This is a genomic window from Burkholderia sp. HI4860, from assembly GCF_002223045.2.
GTDB lineage: Bacteria > Pseudomonadota > Gammaproteobacteria > Burkholderiales > Burkholderiaceae > Burkholderia.
Map to the genome: position 1 here is coordinate 2,052,414 of NZ_NKFO02000003.1, position 20,208 is coordinate 2,072,621.

The 20,208-nt window shown below is 67.1% G+C and carries 18 protein-coding genes and 2 pseudogenes; 11 read left to right on the forward strand and 9 right to left on the reverse strand.

The window, feature by feature from the left end; genetic code table 11:
* Positions 1–2: 2 nt before the first annotated feature.
* The 6 genes and pseudogenes from rqpS to CFB34_RS24820 all read right to left on the reverse strand — a co-directional run.
* Positions 3–818, reverse strand: a complete 816-nt coding sequence (gene rqpS, locus CFB34_RS24795) for a quorum system sensor histidine kinase RqpS (RefSeq protein ID WP_089441232.1) — start codon at positions 816–818, stop codon at positions 3–5.
* A gap of 415 nt (positions 819–1,233) precedes the next feature.
* Positions 1,234–2,004 (reverse strand): ferredoxin--NADP reductase, encoded by a 771-nt coding sequence (locus CFB34_RS24800; protein WP_089426542.1) that lies wholly within the window; start codon positions 2,002–2,004, stop codon positions 1,234–1,236.
* 274 nt (positions 2,005–2,278) lie between these two features.
* A complete protein-coding gene (locus CFB34_RS24805) occupies positions 2,279–3,094 on the reverse strand; it encodes an endonuclease/exonuclease/phosphatase family protein (protein WP_039354781.1) in 816 nt (271 codons plus the stop codon).
* Between the two features lie 5 nt (positions 3,095–3,099).
* Entirely contained in the window at positions 3,100–3,588 is a 489-nt protein-coding gene (locus CFB34_RS24810) for a hypothetical protein (RefSeq protein ID WP_089441231.1), read from the reverse strand.
* A 146-nt stretch (positions 3,589–3,734) separates the two neighbouring features.
* Positions 3,735–3,980, reverse strand: a pseudogene (locus tag CFB34_RS24815) (nitroreductase family protein); the annotation flags it as partial.
* Positions 3,981–4,272: 292 nt separating this feature from the next.
* Positions 4,273–4,737, reverse strand: a pseudogene (locus tag CFB34_RS24820) (nitroreductase family protein); the annotation flags it as partial.
* A gap of 231 nt (positions 4,738–4,968) precedes the next feature.
* Between CFB34_RS24820 and CFB34_RS24825 the strand changes: the two are divergent.
* The 10 genes from CFB34_RS24825 to CFB34_RS24870 all read left to right on the forward strand — a co-directional run bounded on the left by CFB34_RS24825 (position 4,969) and on the right by CFB34_RS24870 (position 16,394).
* The gene (locus CFB34_RS24825) at positions 4,969–5,949 is read left to right on the forward strand and encodes an AAA family ATPase (RefSeq protein ID WP_089441230.1); all 981 of its coding nucleotides are present in this window, start codon (positions 4,969–4,971) and stop codon (positions 5,947–5,949) included.
* Positions 5,950–6,138: 189 nt separating this feature from the next.
* Positions 6,139–7,248: an NAD(P)/FAD-dependent oxidoreductase gene (locus CFB34_RS24830; protein WP_089441229.1), complete on the forward strand. Its 1,110-nt coding sequence runs from the start codon at positions 6,139–6,141 to the stop codon at positions 7,246–7,248.
* Between the two features lie 172 nt (positions 7,249–7,420).
* Complete coding sequence (locus CFB34_RS24835; RefSeq protein WP_039354792.1) at positions 7,421–7,732, forward strand: high-potential iron-sulfur protein; 312 nt, start codon at positions 7,421–7,423, stop codon at positions 7,730–7,732.
* Between the two features lie 191 nt (positions 7,733–7,923).
* Positions 7,924–9,231 (forward strand): MFS transporter, encoded by a 1,308-nt coding sequence (locus tag CFB34_RS24840; protein WP_089441228.1) that lies wholly within the window; start codon positions 7,924–7,926, stop codon positions 9,229–9,231.
* A 335-nt stretch (positions 9,232–9,566) separates the two neighbouring features.
* On the forward strand, positions 9,567–11,195 hold the full coding sequence (locus CFB34_RS24845; RefSeq protein WP_046544223.1) for an ABC transporter substrate-binding protein: 1,629 nt from the start codon (positions 9,567–9,569) through the stop codon (positions 11,193–11,195).
* 117 nt (positions 11,196–11,312) lie between these two features.
* Entirely contained in the window at positions 11,313–12,323 is a 1,011-nt protein-coding gene (locus CFB34_RS24850) for an ABC transporter permease subunit (protein WP_014895775.1), read from the forward strand.
* A 4-nt stretch (positions 12,324–12,327) separates the two neighbouring features.
* Positions 12,328–13,245, forward strand: coding sequence for an ABC transporter permease subunit (locus CFB34_RS24855; RefSeq protein ID WP_089441227.1), 918 nt, complete (start codon positions 12,328–12,330; stop codon positions 13,243–13,245).
* 2 nt (positions 13,246–13,247) lie between these two features.
* On the forward strand, positions 13,248–14,243 hold the full coding sequence (locus CFB34_RS24860; RefSeq protein WP_089441226.1) for an ABC transporter ATP-binding protein: 996 nt from the start codon (positions 13,248–13,250) through the stop codon (positions 14,241–14,243).
* Positions 14,240–15,256, forward strand: coding sequence for a peptide ABC transporter ATP-binding protein (locus CFB34_RS24865; RefSeq protein WP_089441225.1), 1,017 nt, complete (start codon positions 14,240–14,242; stop codon positions 15,254–15,256). The genes CFB34_RS24860 and CFB34_RS24865 overlap by 4 nt, the downstream gene beginning before the upstream one ends.
* The gene (locus CFB34_RS24870; RefSeq protein ID WP_089441224.1) at positions 15,249–16,394 is read left to right on the forward strand and encodes a TraB/GumN family protein; all 1,146 of its coding nucleotides are present in this window, start codon (positions 15,249–15,251) and stop codon (positions 16,392–16,394) included. The genes CFB34_RS24865 and CFB34_RS24870 overlap by 8 nt, the downstream gene beginning before the upstream one ends.
* Before the next feature lie 560 nt (positions 16,395–16,954).
* On the opposite strand, the gene pxpA is transcribed toward CFB34_RS24870, so the two are convergent.
* The 3 genes from pxpA to pxpB form a co-directional block, all read right to left on the reverse strand.
* Positions 16,955–17,719: a 5-oxoprolinase subunit PxpA gene (gene pxpA, locus CFB34_RS24875; protein WP_089441223.1), complete on the reverse strand. Its 765-nt coding sequence runs from the start codon at positions 17,717–17,719 to the stop codon at positions 16,955–16,957.
* 73 nt (positions 17,720–17,792) lie between these two features.
* Complete coding sequence (locus CFB34_RS24880; protein ID WP_089441222.1) at positions 17,793–18,860, reverse strand: biotin-dependent carboxyltransferase family protein; 1,068 nt, start codon at positions 18,858–18,860, stop codon at positions 17,793–17,795.
* On the reverse strand, positions 18,857–19,513 hold the full coding sequence (gene pxpB / locus CFB34_RS24885; protein ID WP_089441221.1) for a 5-oxoprolinase subunit PxpB: 657 nt from the start codon (positions 19,511–19,513) through the stop codon (positions 18,857–18,859). Before pxpB ends, CFB34_RS24880 begins: the two co-directional genes overlap by 4 nt.
* Before the next feature lie 148 nt (positions 19,514–19,661).
* On the opposite strand from pxpB, the gene CFB34_RS24890 reads away from it, so the two are divergent.
* Entirely contained in the window at positions 19,662–20,174 is a 513-nt protein-coding gene (locus CFB34_RS24890) for a winged helix DNA-binding protein (RefSeq protein WP_027788908.1), read from the forward strand.
* Positions 20,175–20,208 lie beyond the last annotated feature (34 nt).

Consider the following 20,208-nt stretch of genomic DNA (forward strand, 5'->3'; position numbering starts at 1 on the left):
CCTCACGAAAGCGACGCGCGGCGCGCCGCGACGGGCACCGCGAGCAGCGAATCCCAAGCGAAGCGCGCGGTGACGCGCGTGCCGTGGCCGGTTGCCGGCGTGGCCGTCTCGAAGCTGCCGCAGAACGCCTCGCAACGGGCGCGCATGCCGGCCAGACCGTAGCCGGCGCGGCGGCGCCGGGAGAAACCGGTCCCATCGTCGGAGACAATCAGTGACAGGTGCGTGTCGTCAGTGGCGATCCGCACGTCGACCGACGTCGCGCGTGCGTGCTTCGCGACGTTCGACAACGCTTCCTGGGCGACGCGGAACACCGCGAGCGCGCTGGCGCCGGCGAGCTGCGTCAGGCGTGCGTCGGCCGCACAGACGAAGCTGGTGCGCAGGCCGGTGCGGGCCGCATGGGTGTCGGCCCACGACGACAACGCGCCGACCAGGCCCGCGTCGAGCGCCGGCGTTTCGCGCTCGTCGATCAGCCGGCGATTCGCGGCGGTCGCGGCGTCGAGCGCCTGCTGCGCCAGCTCCAGCGCGCGCAGGCAACCGTCCGGCGCATCGGCCGGCAGCCACGTTTGAACGTTTGCGAGCGCGAATCGCGCAGCGGTGAGTTCGGCGCCGAGCCCGTCATGCAACTCGCCGGCCAGGTGGCGGCGGGCCGCTTCGTCGGCGGCGAGCAACTGGGCAGACAGCACTGCGATCCGCGCGGCGGAGGCGCCACGTTTGGACGCGGCGTCGGCAATGGGCGGAGTCGCGGCGCAGCCCGGCACGAGCTGTTGCGACGGGAACGGGGCGTGGGCGCCCAAAGGCGCGTTAAGCGACGTATCCATGACTCTCCCTGCTGTCAGAAAGCGGTTCAGACACCGGCTGGCTGCGTGGATCGGCTGCCGTTCCGATGACGGTCGCCGCCAGAGAATCGCCCCCTGCCGAGGTAACAAAAGTTACGTCTTGTAACACTTGCATCCGACCCTTCCACTCTCATCCGAACGGCAACCACGCGCGGCGAATAATATCTCAAAATTTTCGAAAAAGTCATGACAGGCGGACATTTAAGGGTAAATGTGAATGATTGGGATGAACGTGTTGTAGGAAAAACACTGACACCCAAGCGCCGGACGATGACGTATCCAAATGTAACTATTTGAGATGGGATGATCCCAATTTGTTACGAATTCGCCAAGTGGGGACGAAAAAAAACCGGAGCTTTCGCTCCGGTTCTTGATGGTGCGCAAATTTGGGGATCGATCAGTCCACGAACGCGCGCTCGATCACGTAGTGGCCCGGTGCGCTGTTCTTGCCTTCGACGAGACCGGCCTGCTTCAGCAGCTCGGTCGTGTCCTTCAGCATCGCGGTGCTGCCGCACAGCATCACGCGGTCGTTTTCCGGCGAGAACGGCGGGACGTCGAGATCCGTGAACAGCTTGCCCGTGGCGATCAGGTCGGTGATCCGGCCTTCGTTGTCGAACGCTTCGCGCGTGACCGTCGGGTAGTAGACGAGCTTTTCCTTGATGATGTCGCCCAGGTACTCGTGGCCCGGCAGGTCGTGCTTGATGTAGTCCATGTACGCGAGCTCGCCCTTCAGGCGGCACGTGTGCGTCAGGATCACCTTGTCGAAGCGGTCGTAGATGTCCGGATCGCGGATGATCGACATGAACGGCGCGAGGCCCGTGCCCGTCGACAGCATCCACAGCGTCTTGCCCGGCAGCAGGTTGTCGGCGACCAGCGTGCCCGTCGGCTTCTTGCCGATCAGCACCGTGTCGCCCACCTTCAGGTGCTGCAGGCGCGACGTCAGCGGGCCGTTCTGCACCTTGATGCTGAAGAATTCGAGATGCTCTTCGTAGTTCGGGCTGACGATCGAGTAGGCGCGCGCAAGCGGCTTGCCGTCGACCTCGAGGCCGACCATCGTGAATTCGCCGTTGTTGAAGCGCAGGCTCGCCTCACGGGTGCAGGTGAAGCTGAACAGCGTGTCGGTCCAGTGATGGACGGATTGGACGGTGGCGGTGTCGTATTTGCTCATGGCTTTGAAAACGGACGCGCGTAGCGAACGCGAGTAACGGGCCCAAAAACGGGCAAAAAACCGAGTGCGACGGCCCGATCACGGATCGGCCGGCCGGCGCGTCGGACACGCGCCTTCTCGATGACAGACGATTGAGGAACTCGTTATTTTACCCTGTTGACGCGGATCGCGGGCTTGACCCCCGCGGCCGCGCGGATTTGGCGCAACGAATTATTTCAATCGCCTTTCAGTTTTTCAGCGCTCGGCCGCGAGTTTCGCGCCGAGGTCGGGAACGCTATTGCGGATCGAGGCGCAGGCGCGCGATGTACGGCAGGTGATCCGACAGCCACGCGGCCTCGCCGGACGGCGCGCGCCATTCGAGCGGCGTCAGCCCGCGCACGAACATCTTGTCGAGCGCGAGCGCCGGCGAGAACGCGGGGAACGTGCGGCCCGATTCGCCGAGCAGCGTCGCGACCTCGGACAGCCCGATCTCGCCGAACAGCGCGACCGAATCGTTGCGCCAGTCGTTGAAGTCGCCGGCGAGCATCAGCGGGCCGTCGCCTGCGTTGCGCACGATCCAGTGCGCGATCCAGTGCATCTGGCGCAGCCGCGCGGCGCGCGTGAGCGCGAGGTGCGCGCACAGCAGCGTGACCGGGCGGGCGCCCGCGAGCGTCGCGCGCGCGACCAGCAGGCCGCGCCGCTCGAAACGGTGCGCGGAGATGTCCCAGCGGCCGCCGAGGTCCAGCGGATGCGGTGACAGGATTGCGTTGCCGTGCCGCCACGACGGCTTGAACACGTTCGGCCCGAGCGCGATCTGCCAGTCGAGCGCATGCGCGATCTCGGTGGCCTGGCAGTGCCAGACGTCGTCGACCGCGTCGTCCATCGGGGCGCCGAAGCCGGGCGCGAGCACGGGGCGCGGCATGCGGCGCGCCATCGCTTCCTGCAGGAAATACACGTCGGCGTGCGTCGACTGCATCCAGTTGCGCATCGCGTTCCACGCGGTGAAGCCGAGCGGCGAGCGGCCCTTGTGCAGGTTCCAGCTCACCGCGGTGATTTCGTCGGGGGCGGCGTGCGGTTCGGCGAACGGCAGGGACAGTGCGTCGGCGGACATGACGCTCAATCCTTCGCGACGTGCGCACGCACGCGATACACGAGGTGCGGATGTTGCTCGACGAGCGTCCAGTCGGTCCACGCGTCGGCGCCGACCGTCAGGCCGGGGTGACTCGCGACGATTTGCCGCGGTGACGCGGGCACGCACGGATCGGCCGGCTTCGCGCCTTCGTCGTCGATCGTTTCCTGCACGTCGAGCGCGAGCGACACCGTGTTCGCGCCGGCATCGACGGTGAGCGGGGCGACCGTCACCGTGCGCGAGCGCTCGGTCGGCACGACGCGCGCGGCATTGCCGCAGCCGACCGGCACGGCGGACGGATAGCGATGAGTATCGGTACGGGTCTGACCGACGGTGGTGCGCTGCTGGAACGTGTCGATGGTCTGACCGTCGCGTACCACCTGGATCTCCCACGCGACGGAGGCCGGTGCGGGGCTCTGCGCATGGGCGGCGAGCGCGACGCTCGCGAGCAGGACGGCCAGGCCGTGTTTCAGCATGAAACGTCTCCGGAAACGCGCAATAGCGGGGAACGGACGCACATCTTACGCCCGATCGATTTCGGTCGCGATGTGACGGGACGCGCCGCGGCAGGTTCGCCGCACGATGCGTTCCTGCTCGAAAGGTAGGGCCGCGTCATGCGTTTTCAAGCGAAAAAGCGCGTGAACTCGGCGACGGGCGCGCGCTCGGTGACGAGGCGGTTCTCGATCGCGTCGGGGTCCGCATGGCCGAGCGACATCCCGCAGACGAGCTGTTCGTTAGCGGGAATGCCGAGGTGTTCGGTGACGATCCGGTGAAACGGCACGAACGCGGCCTGCGGGCAGGTATCGAGCCCGCGTGCACGCGCGGCCGTCATCACGCCCTGCAGGAACATCCCGCAGTCGAGCCAGGCACTTAGGGGCTGTTTGCCTGCGGAACGTGCATGCGTTGCCCCGAGAAGGGCCGCTCGCAAGGCGTGCGACGCCGCGAATACTGGACGTATTCGCAAGGAGCACAACGCGGCGAGCGGCCCTTCTCGGGGCAACCCCAAATTTAAAATTTATTCCACGGGAATGGCCTAAATCGGCCGCATGGCGGCGTCGATCGTTGCTTGTTTGGCGCGGCCAAACGGCGCTCCTCACTCCTTGCCCTGCAGCCGATTTAGGCCATTCGCATGCACGTTCCGCAGGCAAACAGCCCCTAATCATCACGCGGTCAAGCGTGAAGAACAACGCGACCGGCGCATCGAAGAAGCGGAAGTTGCGGGCGTGCTGCGCATGCATGCGTGCCTTCTCGTCGCGGCCGATGTTCAACAGCCCGTACAGGTCCCAGCCGACCTTGCGGCGACGGTCGATATACGGCGACACCCACTCGCGCGGGTAGTAGTCGTACTCGGCGACGTATTTCTCGTCGCGCGCGGGATCGTCGTGGGCCGCGGTGAGCGCGGCGGCGAGCGCATCGCGCGTGGCGCCCGTCGCGACGTACACGCGCCACGGCTGGATGTTGGTGCCCGACGGCGCGCGGCTCGCGGCTTCGAGGATCGCCTCGAGCGTGTCGCGCGGCACCGGCGTCGGCAGGAACGCGCGAACCGCACGGCGCGACGTGAGCGCCGCGTCGACGGCACCGATCGTATCGGCATCGACGCGCGGAAATGCAGGGGGGACGGACATCGGCATACCTTCGGGGGGCGGGGGCCGACGCGCCGCGCGGGCGCGGTCGGCCAGGCCGGTGTGGCGGGTGGGTGAACTGACGATCATACGCCGCGGCGCGCCGGCGTGCAGCGCGCGCGGGTGTTAGCAGCAGACGCGCTCGGCTGCTTGCTTGCGCGGGATGGCGGGATCGCTACACTGAAATCGTAAGGGTCTGATGATCGTGTGACGGCAAGCGGGAGCGAGGTTGGTATGACGACGGCGATGGTGAAACAGGAACTGGCGGTGGCGTCCTTCAGCACGGTGTACGACCTCGAGCAGGTCGAGACGGCGCTGAGTGACCTGAACGAGAGCGCGAGCGACGCACTGCGCGCCACCTACGAGAAGATGCTCAAGACGGGCAATCTGCGCTTCTGCGTGAAGCCGAACCGGATGCCGTCATTCGACGCGCTCGGCGAGGCATTGCCCAATTTCGCCGAGCCGCTCGAAGACGTGCGCAAGCAGGTCGCGCTGTGCCTCGAAACGGAGGACCGGCTCGAACTGATGCCGATCCTGCTGCTCGGGCCCCCGGGCATCGGCAAGACGCACTTCGCGAAGGCGCTCGCGCAACTGCTCGGCACCGCGTACCACTACGTGCCGATGAGTTCGCTGACGGCCGGCTGGATCCTGTCGGGTGCGTCGTCGCAATGGAAGAACGCGAAGCCCGGCAAGGTGTTCGATGCGCTCGTGAACGGCAGCTACGCGAACCCGGTGATCGCGGTCGACGAGATCGACAAGGCCGGCAGCGATGCGCAATACGATCCGCTCGGCGCGCTGTATGCGTTGCTCGAGCACGACACCGCGCGCGCATTCATCGACGAATTCGCGGAAGTGCCGATCGATGCGGGCAACGTGATCTGGATCGCGACCGCGAACGAGGCGCACGCGATTCCGGAGCCGCTGCTCAACCGGATGAACGTGTACGAGATCGCGCCGCCCGATGCGGCCGGCGCGCGCCGGATCGCGCAGACGATCTACGACGAGATCCGCTCGTCGCACGCGTGGGGGCGGCGCTTCCCGGATACGCTCGGCGACGACGCGCTCGACGTGCTGGCCGCGACCCCGCCGCGCACGATGCGCCGCGCGCTGCTGCACGCGTTCGGCGCCGCGCGGCTCGACGGGCGCGACGCGATCGGGCCGCGCGACATCCGGGCCGACGAAGGCGCCGCGAAGCGCCGGCCGATCGGCTTCTGAACGAGCGGCGCGCGCACGCGACCAAGGCCGGGGCCGTGCGCGCCGCGCAGAGCCGCGTGTCGTGTCGTACCGAGCGTCGCGCGTCATGCACGGCGTCGTCGCGAGACGCTGCACGACCTTCGGCAAGCGGATGAACCGGGACGTACAATTCCCTTCTCTCCCCTCGACGCGCTAGCGGCGCGAAACGTCATGGAGCAGATGGATTGTGTCGTGATCGGCGCGGGCGTCGTCGGTCTGGCGATTGCACGCGAACTGGCCGCGCGCGGGCGTGAAACGCTCGTGCTCGAGGCCGCCGATGCGATCGGCACGGGTACGAGTTCGCGCAACAGCGAAGTGATCCACGCGGGGCTCTACTATCCGCGCGGGTCGCTGAAGGCGACGTCGTGCGTGCACGGGCGCGACCTGCTGTACGAATTCTGCGAGACCCATCACGTGCCGCACCGGCGCGCGGGCAAGCTGCTCGTCGCCACGAGCGCCGCGCAGGTGAAGCAGTTGAGGGCGATCGCCGCACGCGCGACCGAAAACGGCGTGCTCGACCTGCTGCCGCTCACGCGCGCCGAGGCGCAGACGCTCGAGCCCGCGCTCGAATGCGTCGAGGCGCTGTTCTCGCCGTCCACCGGCATCGTCGACAGCCACCAGCTGATGCTCGCGCTGCTCGGCGACGCGGAGCGCGACGGCGCCGTGTGCGCGCTGAAATCCCCGGTCGAATCGATCGACGTGCTGCGCGGCGGACGCTTCGTCGTGCGCACGGGCGGCGACGCGCCGACCGAGATCGAGGCCGCCTGCGTGATCAACAGCGCGGGCCTCGGCGCGCAGGCGCTGGCGCGCCGCACGCGCGGCCTCGACCCGCGCTGGGTGCCGCCGCTCTATCTCGCGCGCGGCAACTATTTCAGCCTGTCGGGGCGCGCACCGTTTTCCCACCTGATCTACCCGATGCCCGACCGCGCGGGGCTCGGCGTGCACCTGACGCTCGACCTCGGCGGGCAGGCGCGCTTCGGCCCGGACGTCGAATGGATCGATGCGCTGCGCTATGAAGTCGATCCGGCGCGCGCGACCGCGTTCTACGCGTCGATCCGCGCGTTCTGGCCGGGCTTGCCGGATGACGCGCTGCAGCCGGCGTATGCAGGCATCCGGCCGAAGGTCGCGGGCCCGGGCGAGCCACCGGCGGACTTCATCGTGCAGGGCGCCGCGCAACATGGCGTGCGCGGGCTCGTGAACCTGTTCGGCATCGAGTCGCCGGGGCTCACCGCGTCGCTCGCGCTTGCGCAGCGGGTGGGCGACATGACGGCTTACCGCTGACGCGGCACGTATGTGGAGGGGAAGTGGCGAATGCGTATCGGCCGTGTGGCGGCCGTGTGAAATTCCTTATCTCTGGAATTTCGGCACGCACATTTATTCGCTTGAGCGTTATTCTGTCGAACGGCTGTCGCCAGAACAGCTTTCAAACCGATAACGTTGGAGCGAGTCCCCCATGAAAACATCCCGTCGGAGTTTCCTGATTACGAGCATTGGTGCCGTGTCCGCGCTGGCGCTGTCGCGTGAAGCGCTGGCCGATGCGCCGATGCTCGCGGAAAGCGACCCGACCGCGACGGCACTCGGCTACAAGGCCGATGCGACGAAGGTCGACAAGACGAAGTACCCGAAATACGCAGCGGGCCAGGATTGCGCGGCCTGCATGCTGTACCAGGGCAAGAAGGGCTCGGCCTCGGGCCCGTGCGGCGCCTTCCCCGGCAAGCAGGTGTCGGCGAAGGGCTGGTGCAGCGCCTTCTCGAAGATGGGTTGAGGCCCGTGCGGCATCGTGCGATGCCGCATTGTGGCGAAAACCACACAACGCCCGCCGTCGAAAGATGGCGGGCGTTTTTTATTGCTTGAAAACGGTTCCGTCGCTTTCTACACTCGCTGCACACCGGCGCGCCGCGGGCACTTTGCGCGCCGCGCAGCCCGACACGGCGAACCGACGAGGACGAGGCACGCATGGCGACGATTGCGAATTCAACGAAAACGATCCGGCCCGAGCGTGCGCTGAACCGCCGTGCGGTCGCGGCCGCCGTGATCGGCAATGCGCTCGAGTGGTACGACTTCACGGTGTTCGGCTTCATGACGGTCGTGATCGCCGAGCTGTTCTTCCCGACCTCCAGCGAATACTCGTCGCTGCTGCTGACCACCGCGACGTTCGGCGTCGCGTTCTTCATGCGTCCGATCGGCGGCATCGTGTTCGGGCTGTACGCGGATCGCGCGGGCCGCAAGGCCGCGCTGTCGCTCGTGATCCTCCTGATGACGGCCGGCATCTTCCTGCTCGCGGTCGCGCCGCCGTATGCGGCGATCGGCATCGGCGGCCCGCTCCTGATCGTGCTCGGCCGTCTGCTGCAGGGTTTCTCCGCGGGCGGCGAATTCGGCAGCGCGACGGCGCTGCTGATCGAGGCCGCGCCGTTCTCGAAACGCGGCTTCTACGGCAGCTGGCAGATGGCGAGCCAGGCGGCCGCGCTGCTGATCGGCGCGCTCGTGGGCGCGGCCGTCACACGCGGGCTGTCGCACGAGGCGCTGCGCAGCTGGGGCTGGCGCGTGCCGTTCATCCTCGGGCTCGTGATCGGCCCGATCGGCTTCTACATCCGCCGCCATCTCGCCGATTCCGAGGCGTTCCTGCATGCGCAGCAAAGCGCGCGCCGCGTGACGCTCGGCGAAGTGTTCACGCGCTACCCGCGCGAGGTGCTGTGCGGGCTCGGCTCGGTGATCGCGCTGACGGTGACGATCTACGTGCTGATCAGCTATCTGCCGACCTTCGCGGTGAAGCAGCTGAAGCTGCCGTACGCGGAATCGTTCTATGCGGTGATCGTCGGCAACCTGCTGCTGATGGTGCTGTCGCCGATCGCCGGTGCGTGGTCGGATCGCATCGGCCGCAAGGGGCTGTCACTGTGGTCGCTCGTGCTCACGCTCGTGCTGATGTATCCGCTGTTCGCGTGGCTCGACGCGGCGCCGAGCATCGCGCGGCTGATCGCGGTGCAGGCCGTGCTGTCGGTCACGCTCGCGGGCTACTACGGGCCGTTCGGCGCGATGATCGCCGAGCTGTTCCCGGCCAACGTGCGCTCGACCGGGCTGTCGATCGCGTACAACGTCGCGGTGATGCTGTTCGGCGGCTTCGGGCAGTTCATCGTCACGTGGCTGATCAAGGTCACGGGCACGCCGCTCGCGCCGACCTACTACGTGATGGCCGGGATCGCGCTGTCGATCGTCGCGGTCGCGTTCGTGCCCGCGCGCAGCGCCGACCTCGACGCGCCGGCGTGACGACGCGGCGACGCGACAACATGACGATTTGAAGACGGTCACCCGATCGTTTCGCAAAACGCAATGATGTGCTGCAGAACACGGGCAAGCGGTGGGTCGATCCTTCGTGGTCGCGCCCGAATTGTTTAGTCGTCGAACGAAACTTGCGCCAAATGAACGAAATGGGCGCTCGCGCGCGTTGTCGCATTTTTTACTCCCACTAAACATCGGCAAAAACCCGGCGGGACATCTAGAAGAGTTTTTTCTCCAGCTTGTTGCCACATCGTTAGCTCAAGTAATATCCGCGTACGCCGGCCCCTGGCGGGCCGGTTCCGATCTGGAGACCTGGAGGAAACATGGAATACAACCGTCTGTTGCACACCCTGCGTGTTACCGCCATTGCAGGCGTGGCAGCGGCATCGCTCGGCGTCGCGGGCTCTGCATTCGCACAGATCCCGAACAAGACGCTCGTCTACTGCTCAGAAGGCAGCCCGGCGGGTTTCGATTCCGCGCAATTCACGACCGGCGTCGATTTCACCGCCGCCACGTTCACCGTCTACAACCGTCTCGTCGAATTCGAGCGCGGCGGCACGAAGGTCGAGCCGGGCCTCGCCGAGAAGTGGGACGTGTCGCCGGACGGCAAGGTGTACACGTTCCATCTGCGCCACGGCGTGAAGTTCCACACGACCGACTTCTTCAAGCCGACGCGTGAATTCAACGCGGACGACGTGCTGTTCACGTTCCAGCGCATGCTCGACCCGAACCAGGCGTTCCGCAAGGCGTACCCGGTGTCGTTCCCGTACTTCACCGACATGGGCCTCGACAAGCTGATCACGAAGGTCGAGAAGGTCGATCCGTACACCGTGAAGTTCACGCTCGCCGAGCCGAATGCGCCGTTCATCCAGAACATGGCGATGGAATTCGCTTCGATCCTGTCGGCCGAATACGGCGACCAGCTGATGAAGGCCGGCAAGGCCGCCGACATCAACCAGAAGCCGGTCGGCACGGGCCCGTTCATCTTCCGCAGCTACACGAAGGACGCGACGATCCGATTCGACGGCAATCCTGATTACTGGAAGAAGGGCGAAGTGAAGATCTCGAAGCTGATCTTCTCGATCACGCCGGATCCGGGCGTGCGCGTGCAGAAGATCAAGCGCAACGAGTGCCAGGTGATGAGCTATCCGCGTCCGGCCGACATCGCGACGCTGAAGGCCGATTCGAACGTCGACATGCCGTCGCAGGCAGGCTTCAACCTCGGCTATCTCGCGTACAACGTCGAGCACAAGCCGGTCGACAAGCTCGAGGTGCGTCAGGCGCTCGACATGGCGATCAACAAGAAGGCGATCCTCGAGTCCGTCTACCAGGGCGCAGGCCAGGCCGCCAACGCGCCGATGCCGCCGACCCAATGGTCGTACGACAAGAACCTGAAGATGGCGCCGAACGACACCGCGAAGGCGAAGGCGCTGCTCGCGAAGGCCGGCTTCCCGAACGGTTTCGAGATCACGCTGTGGGCGATGCCGGTGCAGCGCGCGTACAACCCGAACGCCCGCCTGATGGCCGAGATGATCCAGGCCGACTGGGCGAAGATCGGCGTGAAGGCGAAGATCGTCACGTACGAGTGGGGCGAGTACATCAAGCGCGCGCACTCGGGTGAGCAGGACACGATGCTGATCGGCTGGACGGGCGACAACGGCGATCCGGACAACTGGCTCGGCACGCTGCTCGGCTGCGAAGCGATCAAGGGCAACAACTTCTCGCACTGGTGCTACAAGCCGTTCGACGAGCTGGTCCAGAAGGGCCGCACGACGACGGGCCAGGATGCGCGGACGAAGCTCTACATGCAGGCTCAGCAGATCTTCGCGCAACAGCTGCCGTTCTCGCCGATCGCGAACTCGACGGTCTACCAGCCGGTGCGCAAGACCGTGGTCGACATGCGTATCGAGCCGCTCGGCTATGCCCGCTTCGACGGTGTTAGCGTGAAGTAACGCGCCCGGCGTAAGCTGTCTACGAAGACCGAGACCGGCTAATTCATCCGGCGGCGGGAGGCCAAAAGCTTCCCGTCGCCGGTCGCACATTTCCCACAAGAAAATCCGAGACGCATCATGTTCACATTCGTGTTGCGCCGCGTGGGCATGGTGATCCCGACTTTCATCGGCATCACCATCCTGGCGTTTGCGCTGATTCACCTGATACCGGGCGACCCCATCGAAGTGATGATGGGCGAGCGCGGCGTCGATCCCGCGATGCATGCGGAGGCGATGAAACGCCTCGGGCTCGACCAGCCGCTGCCCATGCAGTACATCCACTACATCGGCCGGGCGCTGCATGGCGACCTCGGCACGTCGATCATCACGAACACGAGCGTCGCGGGCGAGTTCTTCGCGCGCTTCCCGGCGACCGTCGAGCTGTCGCTGTGCGCCCTCGTGTTCGCGCTCGCGGTCGGGCTGCCGGCCGGCGTGATCGCTGCGCTGCGGCGCGGCTCGGTCGTCGACCATGGCGTGATGGGCACCGCGCTCACCGGCTACTCGATGCCGATCTTCTGGTGGGGGCTGATCCTCATCATGGTGTTTTCGTCATACCTCGGCTGGACGCCCGTGTCGGGGCGCATCGCCGTCGAATACGACTTCCCGCACCCGACGGGCTTCATGCTGATCGACGCGCTGCTCGCGCCGGATGAAGGCTCGTTCAAGTCGGCGGTCAGCCACCTGATCCTGCCCGCGATCGTGCTCGGCACGATCCCGCTCGCGGTGATCGCGCGGATGACGCGCTCGTCGATGCTCGAAGTGCTGCGCGAGGATTACATCCGCACCGCCCGCGCGAAGGGACTGTCGCCCGCGCGCGTGGTCGTCGTGCATGCGCTGCGCAATGCGCTGATCCCGGTCGTCACCGTGATCGGCCTGCAGATCGGCACGCTGCTTGCTGGCGCCGTGCTGACCGAGACGCTCTTTTCGTGGCCCGGTGTCGGCAAGTGGCTGATCGATGCGATCGGCCGCCGCGACTATCCGGTCGTCCAGGGTGGCATCCTGCTGATCGCGACGCTCGTGATCGTCGTGAACCTGGTCGTCGACCTGTTGTACGGCGTGCTGAATCCGCGCATCCGCCACACGAGGTAATCCCATGAGCAATCTGCAAAATACCCTGCCGACCGAATCCGCGCCGGCCGGCGGCCGTGCGCTCGCGCTGCGCGAGTTCTGGGCCAACTTCTCGCGCAACCGGGGTGCCGTCGGCGCCGGCATCGTCGTGATCGTGCTGATCCTGGTCGCGCTGCTCGCGCCGCTGCTCGCACCGCACAGCCCGGTCGAGCAATACCGCGACTTCGTGAAGATCCCGCCCGCGTGGCTTGAAGGCGGCAACTGGAAATTCATCCTCGGCACCGACGAAGCGGGCCGCGACATTCTTTCGCGCCTGATGTACGGCGCGCGGATGTCGTTCTGGATCGGCTTCGTGTCGGTCGTGCTCGCGCTGATCCCCGGCATCGTGCTCGGGCTCGTCGCCGCGTTCTTCCAGAAGTGGGCGGACACGCCCGTGATGCGCATCATGGACGTGCTGCTCGCGCTGCCGTCGCTGCTGCTCGCGGTCGCGGTCGTCGCGATCATCGGCCCGGGCCTGACCAACACGATGTTCGCGATCGCGATCGTCGCGCTACCGGCCTATGTGCGTCTCACGCGCGCATCGGCGCTCGGCGAGCTGCAGAAGGAGTACGTGACGGCGTCGCGCGTGGCCGGTGCCGGCACGCTGCGCCTGATGTTCTCGCAGGTGCTGCCGAACTGTACGGCGCCGCTGATCGTGCAGGCGACGCTCGGCTTCTCGTCGGCCATCCTCGACGCGGCCGCGCTCGGCTTCCTCGGCCTCGGCGTGCAACCGCCGACCGCCGAATGGGGCGCGATGCTGGCCTCCGCGCGCGACTACATCGACAACGCGTGGTGGATCGTGACGATGCCGGGCCTGTCGATCCTGATTTCGGTGCTCGCGATCAACCTGCTCGGCGACGGGCTGCGCGACGCGCTCGATCCCAAACTGAAACGGATGGCGTGACCATGAGTAATCTTCTGACCATCCGCAATCTCGCGGTGAACTTCAACGGCCTGCCCGCCGTCGACCGGATCAACCTGTCGATCGCGCCGGGCGAGGTGGTGGGCGTCGTCGGCGAATCGGGCTCGGGCAAGAGCGTGACGATGATGGCGCTGATGGGCCTGATCGACGCGCCGGGCAAGGTGACGGCCGATGAGGTCACGTTCAACGGCGTCGACCTGCTGAAGGCGTCGCCGAAGGCGCGCCGCAAGATCGTCGGCAAGGACATCGCGATGGTGTTCCAGGATGCGCTGACGAGCCTGAACCCGAGCTATACGGTCGGCTACCAGATCAAGGAAGTGCTGAAGCTGCACGAGGGCTTGCGCGGCGACGCGCTGCACCGGCGCGCGCTCGAACTGCTCGACCAGGTCGGCATTCCCGATGCGAAGAACCGCATCGCGTCGTTCCCGCACCAGATGTCGGGCGGGATGAACCAGCGCGTGATGATCGCGATGGCGGTGGCGTGCAACCCGAAGCTGCTGATCGCCGACGAGCCGACCACCGCGCTCGACGTGACGATCCAGGCGCAGATCATGGACCTGCTCGTGAAGCTGCAGAAGGAGCGCGGCATGGCGCTCGTGCTGATCTCGCACGACCTGGCCGTGGTGTCGGAAGTCGCGCAGCGCGTGGCGGTGATGTACGCGGGCGAGGTGATCGAGACCAACCGCGTGCCCGACATCTTCCGCGCGCCGCATCATCCGTACACCGAAGCGCTGCTCGCGGCGATTCCCGAGCACAATCAGGGGGCGCGTCGCCTTGCCGCATTGCCCGGCATGGTGCCGGGCCGCGATGATCGCCCGTCCGGGTGCCTGTTCGCGCCGCGCTGCAAGTACGTCGTCGACGACTGCCGCAAGGCGCGGCCGGCGCTCGACACGCTGGTGCCGGCCAACGATGCGATGCGCGCACGCTGCATCAAGCCGCTCAACGTTTCCAACCTCGACCTGACGGGAGGTGCACGATGAATGCAGTCAATCAAACGCCTCGCGTGGCGCACGACGAGGAAGCCGTGCTGGTGGCCGACGGCCTCGCGAAACACTATTCGGTGAAGCGCGGGATGTTCGGGCAGGGCACGGTGAAGGCGCTGAACGGCGTGTCGTTTTCGCTCAAGCGCGGCAAGACGCTCGCCGTCGTCGGCGAATCGGGCTGCGGGAAGTCGACGCTCGCCCGCCAGCTGACGATGATCGAGACGCCCACCTCGGGCAGCCTGACGATCGACGGCAAGAACGTGGCCGGCGCGAGCCGCGAGACGGTCGCCGACCTGCGCCGCCGCGTGCAGATGGTGTTCCAGAACCCGTTCGCGTCGCTGAATCCGCGCAAGACCGTCGAGCAGACGCTTTCCGAGCCGCTCGAGATCAACGCGAACCTGACCGCCGCCGAACGCGCGCAGCGCATCGCGCAGATCATGCGCACGGTCGGCCTGCGGCCCGAGCACGCGAAGCGTTATCCGCACATGTTCTCGGGCGGCCAGCGCCAGCGTGTCGCGATTGCGCGCGCGATGATCCTCGATCCGCGCATCGTCGTGGCCGACGAGCCGGTGTCCGCGCTCGACGTGTCGATCCAGGCGCAGATCCTGAACCTGTTCATGGATCTGCAGGAACAGTTCAAGACGAGCTACGTGTTCATCTCGCACAACCTGTCGGTGGTCGAGCACGTCGCGGACGACGTGATGGTGATGTACTTCGGCAGCGTCGCGGAGCTGGGCGACAAGGCGACGATCTACGCACGGCCGCGCCATCCGTATACGCGCGCGCTGATGTCGGCGACGCCGGCGATCTTCGAGGAAGACCGCCGCGTGCAGATCAAGCTGCAGGGCGAACTGCCGTCGCCGCTCAATCCGCCGTCGGGATGCGCGTTCCATCAGCGCTGCCCGTATGCGGTCGAGCGCTGCCGGGTGGAGGAGCCGCAGCTGCGCGAGGTCGACGGCCGGCGCGTGGCCTGCCATCGGGCCGAGGAAGTCGGGGAGGAGAATGCCTGAAGTGTTGGCGGCGCGCGCGTCCGGCGTGCGCCGTGCGGGGGCAAGCAGCGCGCGCGTGATGCGCGCGTACCGCTACGCGCGGCGCTGGAGCGTGCGTACCGTCACGGGCGCGGCGCTGGCCGGCGCGTGCGTGGCGGCCAGCTTCGTGGTTCCCGTCGAATCCGCGCGCGCCGAAGGGCGCGCGCCGGCCACTTCACCGATCCATCCGTCGCAAGTCCCGCCGCCCGGCATGAGCCTGCCGGGCTTCCACGCGCCTGCCGTATCGAACGGCACGGTGTCGAGCGGCACCGTGCGCGTACAGCCCGCACGCATGCCGTTCTACGTCGCGACCAAGGGCAAGGTCACGCTCTACGTGCTCGGCACGCTGCATACCGGCGACCCGTCCGACTACCCGAGCGCGCAGCCGTTCCGGCCGCGCATCCTCGCGGCGCTTGCCGCGTCGCCCACCCTGGCGCTCGAACTGTCGCCCGACGATCTGCTCGAATCGCAGGATGACGTGTCGAAGTACGGCGTCTGCCGCTACCCGTGCCTGCAGCGCCTGCTGCCCGAGCCGCTGTGGCAGCGGCTCGCGGCGCGCCTGCGCGGCAACCCGGCGGCGCTCGTCGAGATCCGCAAGATGCGGCCGTGGCTCGCGGCGCTCGTCGTCGAGACCTACGATTCGCTGTCGGCCGGCCTGCAGACGGAATACGGCACCGAGGCGCAGCTGCAGAACGTGTTCCTGAAGAAGAAGGGCGGCCGCGTGATCGGGCTCGAGACGCTCGCCGAACAGATGCGCGCGTTCACCGGGCTGACGCTCGCCGAGCAGCGCGAGATGCTCGCGCAGGACATGGTGCAGACGCCCGCGCAGAACGCCGACGACATCAAGGCGCTGCATCGACTGTGGCGAATTGGCGACGCCGATGCGATCTCGGCATGGGCGGTCGCGAAGAGCGAACGGCTCGCGCGTTCGAAGGCATTGTCGGACGCGATCGACAACAAGATCGTGTACGAGCGCAACCGGCGCTTCGTTGCACGGATGACGACAATCGCCGCGCCGAACCGGCCGCTGTTCGTCGCAATCGGCGCGCTGCACCTGGGCGGCCCGCGTGGCGTGCTCGAATTGTTGCGTCAACAAGGTTACAGCGTCGACGCGAACTGATCGCCGTCACCGCGCCCGAACCGATCCTCCCCTGTTTGATCGACACTGCGCGAGCGGCTCGAACGCCTGGTTGGGCACGCGATTCGATAAGGAAAACCCTCGAATCATCAGAAAATAGCGTTTCAAACGATTGACATCCCGATCTGCCAATATCTATTCTTCGATCCACAAGTTGAAAAAATGAAAAGAATAGAAAAAGTTCTACGGGGTAGCAGAAAATAAAGCGCGGGGTTAGCGCGTTGCCGGCACGTGGTGCACGTGCCGGCCGCGGAAGTGTCTGCATGTACGGCGGGGCCAATCATCGTCGGACAACAACAACGCATGCAGGCCGACTTGCGGGATAAGCAACGTTCCGTCGTCCCACCGGGGAAAGGCAGTGATCGGGCGGCGGCGGACGTTTTTTAATCCGGAATAATTTTCCGGTCACCGTCGCAAGACGGTTTCGGGGGGCGAATCGACAGACGGCGAAGCCGCAGCGATTGCGCCAACGGAAAAGCGCCACGAGGGCGCTTTTTTCTTTGGTGCGACGGATCGTGCGTGCGCCGGCGCGATCGGCCGGATCAGGCGCGTTCGTCGGCCTGCAGCATGCCGGGCGCGACCACGTCGACGCCCACCGCCTCGAGCGCGGCGCGAATCCGTTTCGCGAAGACCAGCGCGTGCGGCCCGTCGCCGTGCAGGCAGACGGTCTGCGCATTGAGCATCACCCATTCGCCGCCGATCGCCCGCACCTGCCGGCTGCGCACCATGTCCAGCGTGCGCGCGATCATCGTGTCCTCGTCGTCGATCAGCGCGCCGGGCTGGTTGCGCGGCACGAGCGAGCCATCGGCGCGGTAGCCGCGATCGGCGAACACTTCCTCCACCGCGGCGAGCCCCGCGTGCCGCGCGGCCGCGACGAACACGCTGTTCGCGAGCCCGAACACCGCGAGCGACGGGTCGAAATCGCGGATCGCGGACACCACCGCCTCGGCGATCATCGGGTCGCGCGCGGCCTGGTTGTACAGCGCGCCGTGCGGTTTCACGTGCGCGATGCGGCCGCCCTCGGCCTGCGCGATCGCCGACAGCGCGCCGAGCTGGTACAGCACGCCCGCGTAGATGTCGCTGGCCGGCAGCTGCATTTCCTTGCGGCCGAAATTCTCTGGATCGTGAAAGCTCGGATGCGCGCCGATCGCCACGCCTTTCTGCACGGCCCAGCGTACGCAGTCGCGCATCGCGTTCGCGCCGCCCGCATGCCACCCGCATGCGATGTTCGCGGACGTCACGAGGTCGAGCAGCGCCTCGTCCGAACCGCATCCTTCGCCGAGATCGGCATTCAGATCGATTTGCATGATGTTCCTCGTCCACTGGTTGCGTGGCCCGTTTTCTCTACGACGACTGCCTTCGGTACCGCTACCGCCATTGTCACGCCGCACGCGACTCGGCGCGGCGGCGCGCTTCCTCGCGCAGGTCGATCGCCACGTCGATCTGCCGCAGATACGCACGTTCCGCGGCCAGCGCGGCGCGCGCGGCGTCGGGTGTCGTGCGCACGAAGCGGATCGGCAGGTTGAGCCGCGCCTGCGCGAGTTTCCACAAATCCGCACGGATCACCGTGCCGATCTTCGGGTAGCCGCCGGTGGTCTGCGCGTCGTGCATCAGCACGATCGGCTGGCCGTTCGGCGGCACCTGGATCGTGCCGGGAAGCACCGCGTGCGACAGCAGCTCGGCCGGCCGCTCGCGCACGAGTTCGGCACCGGCCAGCCGGTAGCCCATGCGGTTGCTGTTCGCCGTGACGAGCCATTCCTCGTCCCAGAACGCCTGCTGCGAATCGGCGGCGAACGACGCGTAGTCGGGGCCCGGCAGCACGCGCACCGGCATCGCCCACGGCGCATGCGCGGGGCGGTGACGGCGCGGCGGCTCGTCGACGCGCACGAACGCGCACCACGCCGGCGCCTTGACGCCGAATTCGGGCGCGTCGGCCGCGAGGCAACCCATCCCGGCCGGAAGCACGCCGACCGGAAGGCGATCGCCGTCGCGCAGCGCGCGGCCGCCGAGGCCGCCGAAGCGGGACGCGAGATCGGTGCTGCGCGAGCCGAGCATCGGCAGCACGTCGATGCCGCCGGCGATGCACAGGTAGCCGCGCATCCCGCGTTTCGCGGCGGGCAGCACGAGCGTCTGCCCGGCCTCGACCGGCAGGCTCCACCATGAATATACGCGCTGGCCGTCGAGCGTCGCACCGAACTCGGTGCCGGTGATCGCGATGCGGGTCGCGCGCGTGAAGCGGAAAGCGGCCGGGCCGATCGTGATCTCGACGGCCGCCGCATCGGGGCGGTTGCCGACCAGCCGGTTGCCGACTTCGAGCGCGAGGCCGTCGAGCGCGCCGCCCTGCGCGACGCCGAGATGGCGCGCGCCGCGGCGCCCGAGATCCTGCACGGTGGACAGCGGGCCGGCCCGCACCACTTCGATGGTGCCCGGTACGGTGCTCTGGGTCATCGTGCGTCGACTCCGGCAATGGTGAAGCGCACGCGGTCGCCGGGCAGCAGCAGCGTCGGCTGCGGCCGCGCCGGGTCGAACAGCACGTGCGACGTACGGCCGATCAGTTGCCAGCCGCCGGGCGACGTGGCCGGGTAGATGCCCGTCTGCGCGCCGCCGATGCCGACCGAGCCGGCCGGCACCTCGAGGCGCGGCGCCGCGCGGCGCGGCATGTGCAGCGCGGCGTCGAGCCCGCCGAGATACGCGAAGCCCGGCTGGAAACCGACGAAGAACACGACATATTCGCCGGCCGCGTGGCGCGCGACGACTTCGTCGGCCGACAGGCCGGTATGCGCGGCGACGGCCGGCAGATCGGGGCCGGCGGCGCCGCCGTATTCGACCGGGATCTCGACCTCGCGGCCGTCCGCGTGCTCGACGTCGGCCGTCTCCCACGCGTCGCGCAGCGCCGGCGTGAGCGACTCGGCCGTCGTGGCGAGCGCGTCGAAGACGATCGTCAGGTTGTTCATGCCGGGCACGACGTCGATCACGTCGGGCCACGCGCGCGCGGCCTCGGCAACGGCCCAGACGCGGCGCTGGCAATCGAGCGTGGCGGGCGGCGGCACCTCGCAGACGAGGGCGGCATCGCCGAGCGGATAAAAGCGGGGTTGCGTCATCGGACTGGCACGGTTCGGACGGCAATGTTAGCGCACATTGTCAATAAAATATCGACAACTTCCCAATAAGCGTTTTCGCCTAGCCCGTATGTCGGGGCTTCTGGCGTACACTCGGCACACCCTGTCATCCGGCTTGCTCCGCCTTTCCATGAAGCGTCCTGCGACCAAGATCGTGTCATCCGAACACCTCGTTTCCGATTCGAGCGCGGAGCTGTCGGAGCTCGAATACGGCCTCATCATGGCAGGCAATGCTTTCAATCGGTGGATGGTGCGCTGCATGTCGGCGGCCGGCGCGAAGGACATGACGGCGGTCGAGGTGTCGCTGCTGCATCACGTCAGCCATCGCGAACGCAAGAAGAAGCTCGCCGACATCTGCTTCGTGCTCAATATCGAGGATACGCACGTCGCGACCTATGCGCTGAAAAAACTGATCGCCCGCGGCTATGTGAAGAGCGAGAAGAACGGCAAGGAAGTGTTCTTCTTCGCGACCGACGCGGGCCGCGACCTGTGCCTGAAGTACCGCGAGGTGCGCGAGCACTGCCTGATCGAGACGCTGAAGGACAGCGGGCTCACCAACGAGCAGATCGGCGACGCGGCGCAGTTGCTGCGCAACGCATCGGGCCTGTACGACACGGCCGCGCGCGCGGCGGCGTCGCTGTAAACGGTGGCGCCGCGGGTGGTGCGCGGCAGCGCGC